The organism is uncultured Sphingomonas sp. (assembly GCF_937859915.1).
Classification (GTDB): Bacteria; Pseudomonadota; Alphaproteobacteria; order Sphingomonadales; family Sphingomonadaceae; genus Solisphingomonas.
In genome coordinates this window covers 51003-60064 of sequence record NZ_CALMAW010000020.1, presented here as the reverse complement: position 1 = coordinate 60064, position 9062 = coordinate 51003, and the positions used below count along the sequence as shown (strand labels likewise).

Sequence of the window (9062 nt, the reverse complement as noted above, 5' to 3'; positions counted from 1 at the left end):
GGACTTGATGTCGATCACGTTCAACTTCTCGGCCGTCTTCTTGATGACGTTGAAGGCGAGGCCGGTGATGAACGCATAGCCGACAGCGGCGAGAATGACCGCGGTAATCACCGCCGCGATCGTTTTCTCCTTACTCTGATTCTGGTCGACATAGGCCATTAAAGAGAGCCACTCCGTGCTGTCGAATGATTGCGGTATGATGGCGGGGCCGGGCAGCCACGAAACAACTTCGTACGCCGTCCGACCCCCCTTGCCGTCACATCATGCTATGCAGCGTTCGTTTTGATGTCCATCCCTTACGTCAACCTTCTCGCAATGACTTGCTGGTTCCTGCCGCAGAATCGGACAGTGGCGACTTGAACGTGGCCCCGCAGACGGCCAAAAAGGCGCTGCAATAGCGCCCGGCCGGGACGATTTCGAGGAGCGGACATGATGATGAAAACGCGGGCAAAGGCGTTACCGCTTCTGGCCATGGCCACGATTTTGTTCGCGGGCGCAGCATGGGCACAGCCATCGGCGCCTGATCGCCGTGCCCTAGCGCCATTTGGTCCGACAATTGGCTATGCCGATCTTGCCGATCTCGCGCTTGCAGCACGCGTGGCGGTGGTGGCGACCGTTCACGATGCGACGCGGCTCAAGGGCCCGGACGCGGTCGGCGTGGCGCCGGGCGCGACACGTTTCTATGTGGTCGGCGACGTCGACGCGCTCATCGTGGGGCCCGGCGTGCCCGCGCGCATCTCCTGGCTGGTCGATCTGCCCAACGACGCCGCGAATCGGCCGGCGAAGCTCAAGAAGCAGAAGCTGGTGCTGTTGGCGCGAACGAGCCCGGGCGAACCGGGCACGCTGCAGCTGGTCGCACGAAGCGCCGAGCTGAGCTGGTCCCCCGCGCTCGAATCGCAGCTGCGCGGCATCCTGCGCGAGCTCAACGGCGCGGGTGCGCCGCCGGTGGTGACGGGTATCGGCCACGCTTTCCATGTCGCGGGCAGCATCCCGGGTGAAGGCGAGACGCAGATCTTCCTCAAGACCGCGGACAGCCGCCCGGTGTCGCTGTCGCTACAACGCCATCCCGGCGAGGATACGCGCTGGTCGGTGTCGCTGGGTGAGATCGTCGACGACGCCGCCGCGCCGCCCGCGCGCGACACCCTGCTCTGGTACCGCCTCGCCTGCGCGCTGCCCCCGGTGCTGCCCGACGATTCGGTCGCCGACCAGGCGCCCGAGGATGCCGCGCAGGCGCGCACCGACTATCGCTTCGTGCTCGATCAGCTCGGCGCCTGCGGACGGACGACGGGGAAGGACGCGCGCTGATCGCCGGCGCAGGCCCGGCCATTCCGTTCCCGGCGCAAGCCGGGGCCCAGGCCCCACGTCCCTTATCAGTCGGTGCGCGCGCTACCGAGTGCGGGCCTGGGCCCCGGCCCGCGCCGGGGAACCGCTCTCGCGATCGCCTACCCCTCGCCCGCCAGGAACAGGAAGTCGCGCGCATAGCGGCAGAGATGCGCGCCGCCGTCGACGAACAGCACTTGTCCCGTAATCGAACGCGCCGTGGCCAAATATATCACCGCCCCGGCTATCTCCTCGGGCGCGGCGAGCAGGCCGAGCGGCATCAGCGCCGCCGCGCGGTCCATCAGCGCCGAATCATAGTCGGCGGTCGGCAGCGTCAGGCCCGGCGCGACCCCGCAGACTCGCACATGCGGCGCGAATCGCCGCGCCAGGATCATCGTTGCCTCGGCCAGCGCGAGTTTCGACAGCGTGTAGCCGAACTGGTCGGCATTGGGCGCGGCGATACGCTGGTCGAGGATATTGACCACCGCCACCGGATGATCGGCGCTGGCGGTCGCCGCGATCGCCTGCGCGAGCAGGACCGGGGCCGCGGTGTTGACCGCATAATGGTCGAGCAGCGCCGCCTGCGTCACGGTTTCGGGCAGATCCTGCGCGAAGCGCGCGGCGTTGTTGACCAGCACCGAAGGCCCGCGCCCGCAGGCTGCCACGACGGCGGGGAGCAAGGTCGCCACCGCCTCGGCGTCGGCGAGATCGGCGGTGACGTGACGCCACGCCGCCCCGGCCGCGACGAGCCGGTCACCCAATCCCGGCTCCGGCGCCGAACCGGGGCTGCTGTGCAGGGCGATGTCGTAGCCGGCCTCGGCCAGCGCCACGCAAATCACCGCGCCGAGCCGCCGGCAGCCGCCGGTCACCAGCGCAAGCGGCCTCACGCGCGGTTCCGCACGAAACGGATCCCGATCGATTCGCCGCCCTGGCTGATCGCCAGCTTGACGATCTTGACCTCGACCCGCCGCACCCGCGCGTCCTCGGCGAACAGCTGCGCGCAGACATGCTCGGCGACGGCTTCGATCAGCGTGAAGTGCAGACCCTCGGGCAGCGACTCGGTGACCGCCCGCTTGAGATCGAGATAGTTTTTCGACGCGTCGAGCGGGGTGTCGGGCGCGAATTTCATCGCCGGCAGGTCCAGATCGACCGTCACCGAGACGCGCAGCGGCTGCGGCAGGTGCGTCTCTTCCGAATAGATGCCGGTCAGCACCATCGCCTCGATCCCCGAGACCTCGAGCTGGAGGATGTCGTCCGTCATGCCATCTTCACCTTGTCGTGCCAGGGGCCATCCCGACGCGGCCTAGCCAGCGCGGCGCGGCGCAGCAAGATTTCCGCTCCGGATCGGAAGCCGCTAAGCGCCGCGTTCGCGAATCGACCGAAGGATGGATCGCTGGTGGACATGGTGGCGACAAGTGGCGCGGCGGGCGCGCATCTCGTGCCAGTCGAGACGGTGGCGCAGGACGCGGTCGAGCAGCTGCTCGATCTCGCCTTCGGCCAGGATCGCCACGGCCGCACGGCCTACCGCCTGCGCGACGGCGTCGTGGCCGAGCCCCGCGCGAGCTGCGCCGCGCTCGACGAGGCCGGCCTACTGGTCGGGTCGCTGCAGAGCTGGCCGCTGGCGCTGACCGGTGCCGATGGCCTGGCAACGCCGCTGTGGCTGGTCGGGCCGATCGCGGTGCATCCCGATCGCCGCAGCGAAGGCATCGGCCGCGCGATGCTCCGCCGCGCGCTGGGGGCGATCGATCGCAGCGGCATCCCGGCGGTGCTGATCGGCGACGCGCCTTATTATGAACCGTTCGGCTTCGCCGCCGACCAGACGCAAGGCTGGCAGGTTCCCGGACCGGTCGACCACGCCCGGCTGCTGGCGCGCACCGAGAGCGGAACGGTGTTGCCATTGGAGGGGATGCTTGGACCGCGGCACAGCGCTTGAGTGCCGCGCGAGCACAGGATGCTCCATGGGAAACGCTTGGTTCTGATGGTCGATCGGCACTAGGGGAATGTCATGCCGCTGACCAATCCGCCGCCCGACGCGATCGCCGGTCTCACCCTCGCCGAGATCGCGACGCTCGCCGCCGACGGCCGGCTGCCGCCGGTCGAGAGCTGGCAGCCCGACCATTGCGGCGACAGCGCGATGCGCATCCTCGCGGACGGCAGCTGGTTGCACGAGGGGTCGCCGATCGGGCGCATCGCGATGGTGCGCCTGTTCTCGACCGTGCTGCGGCGCGAGCCCGATGGCAGCCATGTGCTCGTCACCCCGGTCGAGAGATTGTCGATCGCGGTCGACGACGCGCCGTTCGTGGCGGTCGAGATGAGCAGCGAGGGCGCGGGCAATCTCCGCCGTCTCGCCTTCCGCACCAATGTCGGCGATCTTGTCGTTGCCGGCGCCGATCATCCGTTGACGGTCGAGGATCGCGGCCACGGCGCCCACCCCTATCTGCGCGTCCGCGGTGGGCTCGAGGCGCTGGTCGCGCGGCCGGTCTATTACGAGCTCGCCAATCTCGCGATCGACGAACCTGCAGGCCCCGACGGCGCGATCGGACTGTGGAGCGACGGCGTCTTCTTTCCGCTGGGGCCCGCCGCCGCGTGAGCCTTGCCGACACGATCCGGGACCGTCTCGCGGCGACCGCGCATATTCCCGCGCCCTTCACCGGCGAAGATCCGCTCGCGCCGGACCTGGCGTTGGTACCGGCGGCGGTGCTCGTCGCGATCGTCGACCGTGCCACGCCGGGACTGCTGCTGACGCGGCGCAACGAGGCGCTGCGCAAACATCCCGGCCAGGTCGCCTTCGCCGGCGGCCGAGCCGATCCCGACGACGCCGGCCCCGAGGCGACCGCGCTGCGCGAGGCGTGGGAGGAGATCGCGCTTCCGCCCGAGGCGGTGACACTGGTCGGACGCGATGCGACCTTCCACACCGCGACCGGCTTCTCGATCACCCCGGTGATCGGCGTGGTGCGACCCGATTTGCCCCTGATCGCGCGCGAATTCGAAGTCGCCGACATCTTCGAAGTGCCGCTCGCGCACGCGCTCGATCCGCGCAATCATGTGCCTGTGACCGGCGAACTGGGTGGTCGCGTCCGCCATTTCCACGAGATCGTCTGGCGCGATCGGCGCATCTGGGGCGTCACCGCCGCGCTGATCATCAATCTGTCGCGACGGCTGGCGGCATGACCACGGTCGCGATCCCGCCTGCGATCGACGACGCCGCGGCGCTCGGCCGGCTGGTTGACGCGCTCGACGGCGCACATGAGGGCGCGCGCTATATCGGCGGCTGGGTGCGCGACACGCTGCTCGGGCTCGATCCGCAGGATATCGACGTCGCGACCCGGTTCGCGCCGCAGGATGCCGAGGCACGCGCCAAGGCCGCCGGCCTCGCCACCTGGAGCACGCCGTCGGGGATCGCACACGGTACGATCGGCGTGATCGTCGGCGGCAAGACGATCGAGGTGACGACGCTGCGCCGCGACGTCGCCACCGATGGCCGCCATGCGACGGTCACCTTCACCGAGGATTGGCGCGAGGACGCCGCGCGCCGCGACTTCACGATCAACGCGCTCTCCGCCGATCCGCTGACCGGCGTCGTGTACGACTATTTCGGCGGGCTGGGCGACCTCGCTGCGGGCCGCGTCCGCTTCATCGGCGATCCTGCGCAGCGCATTGCGGAGGATCATCTGCGCATCCTGCGCTTCTTCCGCTTCTTCGCGCGCTTCGGCCGCGGCGCGCCGGATCCCGAATCCTATGCGGCGTGCGTGCTGCGCGCCAAGGATCTGATGGCGCTGTCGCGCGAGCGGATCGCGACCGAGCTGCTCAAGCTGCTCGCCGTGCCCGATCCGGTCGCGACGGTGGCGGCAATGCTCGCGGGTGGGCTGTTCGCGCCGGTGCTGCCCGAGATCGTCGAGACCGGCCGATTGGCGGCGCTCGTCGCAAACGAAGCCGCCGCGGCGATCCCGCCCGATAGCGTGCGGCGACTGGCGGCGCTGCTGCCGGCCTCGGCCGAGGTCGCCGATGGCGTCGGCGGGCGGCTGCGACTGTCGAAGGCGGAGCGCAAACGGCTGGTGCTGGCGACGGGGCCGGCGGCCGGATCGCCGCACGCGCTCGCCTACGAGATCGGCACCGAATCGGCCGTCGACCGGCTGCTGCTCCACAGCGCGGCGGACAGCGCGCGCATGATCCTCGCCTGGCCGCGCCCGCGCTTCCCGCTCACTGGCGGCGATCTGATCGCGATGGGGCTGACCGCAGGGCCGATCGTCGCCGCGACGTTGCGTATGATCGAGCAGCGCTGGGTCGCCGCGGGGTTTGTGGACGCGACGGCGCTCGCGCGCGCAGAAGTCGCGACGGCGCTCGGGGCGCGGGAAAGCCGCTCACCTTAGCGGCGGGGCAAAAATTGAGACGCCCTCCGGCGGAAGCGGAGACATGGGCGCAACGATGATCAATCCGGCGCGACCCAGATCGTAGGCGCGGCCAGAGCCGCTAGACGCTCAGCCTAGCTGCGCCTGCCAATAGGCCAGCGCCGCATCGGCCTCGAGCGGCGCGGCGTAGAAATAGCCTTGGCCGTGGCTGCAGCCCAGCGCCGCCAGCGTCTGCGACAATTCGACCGTCTCGACGCCCTCCGCGGTCGTGGTCTTGCCGAGCGCGTCCGCGAGACTGAGCACCGCGCGCACGATCGCGACCTTGTCGCGGTCCTGCAGCATCCCCGAGACGAAGCTGCGATCGATCTTGAGATTGTCGATCGGCAGCTTGCGCAGATAGGAGAGCGACGAATAGCCGGTGCCGAAATCGTCCATCGCGACGCGGACGTTGAGGCCTTTGAGCGCCTGCAGCGCGCGGGTCGTGCGCTCGGGATCCTGCACGATCGCGCTCTCGGTGAGCTCCACGACGAGGCGGCTGCCGTCGATGCCATGCTGCGCGAGCAATGCCGCGATCACGCCCGGCACGTCGTCGCGCGCGAGCTGGATCGCGGAGACGTTGACGCTCATCGTCAGCGGCACGGGGCCGCCGGCCTGCTTGTCCCAGGCCGCCAGCGTCGCCAGCGCGGTGTCGAGCGCCCAACGGCCGAGCGGGACGATCAGCGACGCCTCCTCGGCGACGGGGATGAATTCGGCGGGATCGATCGAGCCGCGGACCGGGTGGTTCCAGCGCGACAGCGCCTCGAAACCGCAGACCCGGTTGCTGGCGAGATCGACGATCGGCTGATAGGCGAGCCGGAGGTCGCCGACGTCGATCGCGCGACGCAGCTCGGTCTCGAGATCGAGCTTGTAGCGCGCGCACGCCGCTTCGCCGGCATGATGGACCTCGACGCGGCCGGTCGACTTCGCGCGCTTGAGCGCGAACTGCGCATTGCGCACCAGCTCTTCGCCACTCGCCGAATCGTCGCCGATCATCGCGCAGCCGATCGCGCATTCGAGCCCGACCTCGAAGCGTGCGAGCCTAAAGGGCGTCGACAGCACCGCCTGGATCCGCCGCGCCGCGGCGGCAGCGTCCTCGATCCCGTTGGCGAGCCGCAGCAGGATGCCGAACTCGTCGCCGCCGACCCGCGCGAGCAGATCGCCGGCACGCAGCGTCGAGATCAGCCGGCGCGCGACGGTGATGATCACCTCGTCGCCCGCGACGCCGCCGAGGCTCTCGTTGATCCGGCTGAACCGCGACAGGTCGACGAGCAGCACCGCGTGATGGACTTCGCCCCCCGCCGAATCGACAACCTCCTCGACGGCCTCGGCAAAGGCACTGCGGTTTGGCAGGCCGGTCAGGCTGTCGTGGAGCAGCTCGGCGCGCAGCGAACGCGCATTGCTGACCTCGACGGTGCGATCGACCAGCGACAACAGGCAGCGTGCCGATCCATCGCCCAGTTGAGCCGCGATCGAGTCGAGCGGCGCGACATAAACATTGAAGTGACGGCCGGAGACGGAGTCGCCGTCGCGCCATTCGATGCAGACCGATCCGGTCCCGCCGTCGTCGAAGAAGCTGCGCAGCGCCATTGCGATCGGAACGCAGTCGATCAACGGTAGCGTCGCATCGACGAGGCGCGACGCATCGAGCGCCCCGAAACGGTCATTGGCGTCCGCGACCGACAGCACACCCCCGCGATCGACCACTACTGCGGTCGCGATCGGAAGTGCATCGAGAAAAGACCGGCGGGCGGTGGCGGCGATGTCAACCGGCCCCGTCGACGCCGGTGTCGATGCAACCGCGCGCAGACCTCCATTCGCCCCCCGCTTGGGGTGCGCCCTACTCTTTCGGCTGGCTTCGGCCACTTGCATGACCCTGCAGTATCTTGTCCGGGTTAATCTTTGCTTTCGCTCGATTCTTCTTTAGTCGTAGACGCGAACGGGGTCATTGGCGCGAAACGGTTGTCGCGGGGAAATCCGTTTGGCGCCATTCTGCCGCCGGCGCCGCGCGCGGTCCGCCACGGGGTGAGGTCCGCCTCGGTCCGGGTCCGCCCGCTCTCCCCGCCCATCGCCCAGCTGATCCCGTCGGCCAGCGTGATCGCGACCGCGTCGGACAGCCCGCCATCGCGGTAGCGCTGCAGCTGGACGCCCGAACCCCGCGCCATTTCGGGCAGTTCGGGCAGCGGGAAGACGACCATCTTGCGGTTGTCGCCGACCACCGCGACATAGTCGGCGCCCGCCGGCACCGGGCGGAAGATGCGCAACTCCGATCCGGGCTTGAGATTGACCAGCTGCTTGCCCTTGCGGGTCTCGGCGACGATCTCGGACAGCTTGGCGAGAAAACCGCGACCGTCGGAGGTGGCCACGAGGAGTTGCGCTCCGCTCTGCCCCCGCGACACCGGCAGCAGTGCGACCGGCGCGCCTTCGCCCTCGAGATCCACCATCAGCCGCACCGGCTCGCCGAAGCCGCGCCCCCCGGGCAGCTTGTCGGCCGCCAGCGTGAACACGCGACCGTTGCCGGCGGCCAGCAGCAGCCGGTCGGTGGTCTGCGCATGGAAGGCGAACAGCGGGCCGTCGCCCTCCTTGAACTTGAGCGTGTCGGCGGCGGCGAGATCGCGGTGCCCGCTCATCGCGCGGATCCAGCCGCGCCGCGAGAGGATCACGGTAATTGGCTCGCGCTCGATCATCGCCTCGAGCGGGATGTCGCGCGCTGGCGCCGATTCGATGATGCTGGTGCGCCGCTTGCCGATCGCGGTATCCTCGGCATAGCGTTTGCGCAGGTCGGCGAGGTCCTTCTTGAGCCGCGTCTTCTGCCGGGCCGGGCTCTCGATCAGCGCGACCAGCGTCTCGCGCTCCTTGGCCAGCGCGCCGCGCTCCTTGCCGATCTCGAGCTCCTCGAGCTTGCGCAAGCTGCGCAGCCGCATGTTGAGGATCGCCTCCGCCTGCCGGTCGCTGAGCGCGAACTCCGCCATCATCACGACCTTGGGCTCGTCCTCGGTGCGGATGATCTCGATCACGCGGTCGAGGTTGAGATAGGCGATCAGGAAACCGTCGAGCAGCTCGATGCGGTCGTCGATCTTGGCGAGCCGATGCTTCGACCGGCTGATCAGCACCTCGATCTGGTGGGCGAGATAGGCCGACAGCGCCTGGCTGAGGCTCATCACCCGCGGTGTCCGCGTCGCGTCGAGCACATTGAGGTTGAGCGGCACGCGCACCTCGAGATCGGTCAGCCGGTAGAGACTGTCCTTGAGCGTGTCCGGATCGACCGAGCGCGAACGCGGCTCGAGCACGATGCGGATCAGCTCGTCGCTCTCGTCGCGGACGTCGGCGAGGATCGGCAGCTTCTTGTCGGTGATC

8 protein-coding genes and 1 pseudogene (1 of these 9 only partly in view) are annotated in these 9062 nt (G+C 69.2%); 5 read left to right on the top strand and 4 right to left on the bottom strand.

The genetic code is table 11. From position 1 onward, the window contains the following. The first annotated feature begins 471 nt into the window (after positions 1–471). Complete coding sequence (locus tag Q0326_RS03200; protein ID WP_298687031.1) at positions 472–1305, top strand: hypothetical protein; 834 nt, start codon at positions 472–474, stop codon at positions 1303–1305. Positions 1306–1442: 137 nt separating this feature from the next. Here the strand turns inward: Q0326_RS03200 and Q0326_RS03195 are convergent, their stop codons facing one another. Further along, positions 1443–2207: an SDR family oxidoreductase gene (locus tag Q0326_RS03195; RefSeq protein WP_298687029.1), complete on the bottom strand. Its 765-nt coding sequence runs from the start codon at positions 2205–2207 to the stop codon at positions 1443–1445. After that, positions 2204–2581: a dihydroneopterin aldolase gene (locus Q0326_RS03190; protein WP_298687027.1), complete on the bottom strand. Its 378-nt coding sequence runs from the start codon at positions 2579–2581 to the stop codon at positions 2204–2206. The genes Q0326_RS03195 and Q0326_RS03190 overlap by 4 nt, the downstream gene beginning before the upstream one ends. A gap of 141 nt (positions 2582–2722) precedes the next feature. Here Q0326_RS03190 and Q0326_RS03185 point away from each other — a divergent pair, with 141 nt between their 5' ends. The 4 genes from Q0326_RS03185 (at position 2723) to Q0326_RS03170 (ending at position 5690) form a co-directional block, all read left to right on the top strand. Continuing rightward, complete coding sequence (locus Q0326_RS03185; RefSeq protein ID WP_298687025.1) at positions 2723–3253, top strand: N-acetyltransferase; 531 nt, start codon at positions 2723–2725, stop codon at positions 3251–3253. Positions 3254–3325: 72 nt separating this feature from the next. Further along, positions 3326–3910 carry a DUF1285 domain-containing protein gene (locus Q0326_RS03180; protein ID WP_298687023.1) on the top strand — a complete coding sequence of 195 codons (585 nt, stop codon included), beginning with the start codon at positions 3326–3328 and terminating at the stop codon, positions 3908–3910. Then, complete coding sequence (locus tag Q0326_RS03175; RefSeq protein WP_298687021.1) at positions 3907–4491, top strand: CoA pyrophosphatase; 585 nt, start codon at positions 3907–3909, stop codon at positions 4489–4491. Before Q0326_RS03180 ends, Q0326_RS03175 begins: the two co-directional genes overlap by 4 nt. Next, positions 4488–5690 carry a CCA tRNA nucleotidyltransferase gene (locus Q0326_RS03170; protein ID WP_298687019.1) on the top strand — a complete coding sequence of 401 codons (1203 nt, stop codon included), beginning with the start codon at positions 4488–4490 and terminating at the stop codon, positions 5688–5690. The genes Q0326_RS03175 and Q0326_RS03170 overlap by 4 nt, the downstream gene beginning before the upstream one ends. 108 nt (positions 5691–5798) lie before the next feature. Here Q0326_RS03170 and Q0326_RS03165 read toward each other — a convergent pair whose 3' ends face one another. Together Q0326_RS03165 and parC are read right to left on the bottom strand one after the other, a co-directional pair. Further along, complete coding sequence (locus Q0326_RS03165; RefSeq protein WP_298687017.1) at positions 5799–7412, bottom strand: bifunctional diguanylate cyclase/phosphodiesterase; 1614 nt, start codon at positions 7410–7412, stop codon at positions 5799–5801. Between the two features lie 188 nt (positions 7413–7600). Beyond that, positions 7601–9062: pseudogene (gene parC / locus Q0326_RS03160) on the bottom strand (DNA topoisomerase IV subunit A); it runs 864 nt beyond the window's last position.

Bases quoted from the DNA above. Each gene is read 5' to 3' on its own strand.
- Q0326_RS03200 (WP_298687031.1), top strand. From the start codon at position 472: ATGGCCACGATTTTGTTCGCGGGCGCAGCATGGGCACAGCCATCGGCG.
- Q0326_RS03190 (WP_298687027.1), bottom strand. From the start codon at position 2,581: ATGACGGACGACATCCTCCAGCTCGAGGTCTCGGGGATCGAGGCGATG.
- Q0326_RS03180 (WP_298687023.1), top strand. From the start codon at position 3,326: ATGCCGCTGACCAATCCGCCGCCCGACGCGATCGCCGGTCTCACCCTC.
- Q0326_RS03185 (WP_298687025.1), top strand. From the start codon at position 2,723: ATGGTGGCGACAAGTGGCGCGGCGGGCGCGCATCTCGTGCCAGTCGAG.
- Q0326_RS03170 (WP_298687019.1), top strand. From the start codon at position 4,488: ATGACCACGGTCGCGATCCCGCCTGCGATCGACGACGCCGCGGCGCTC.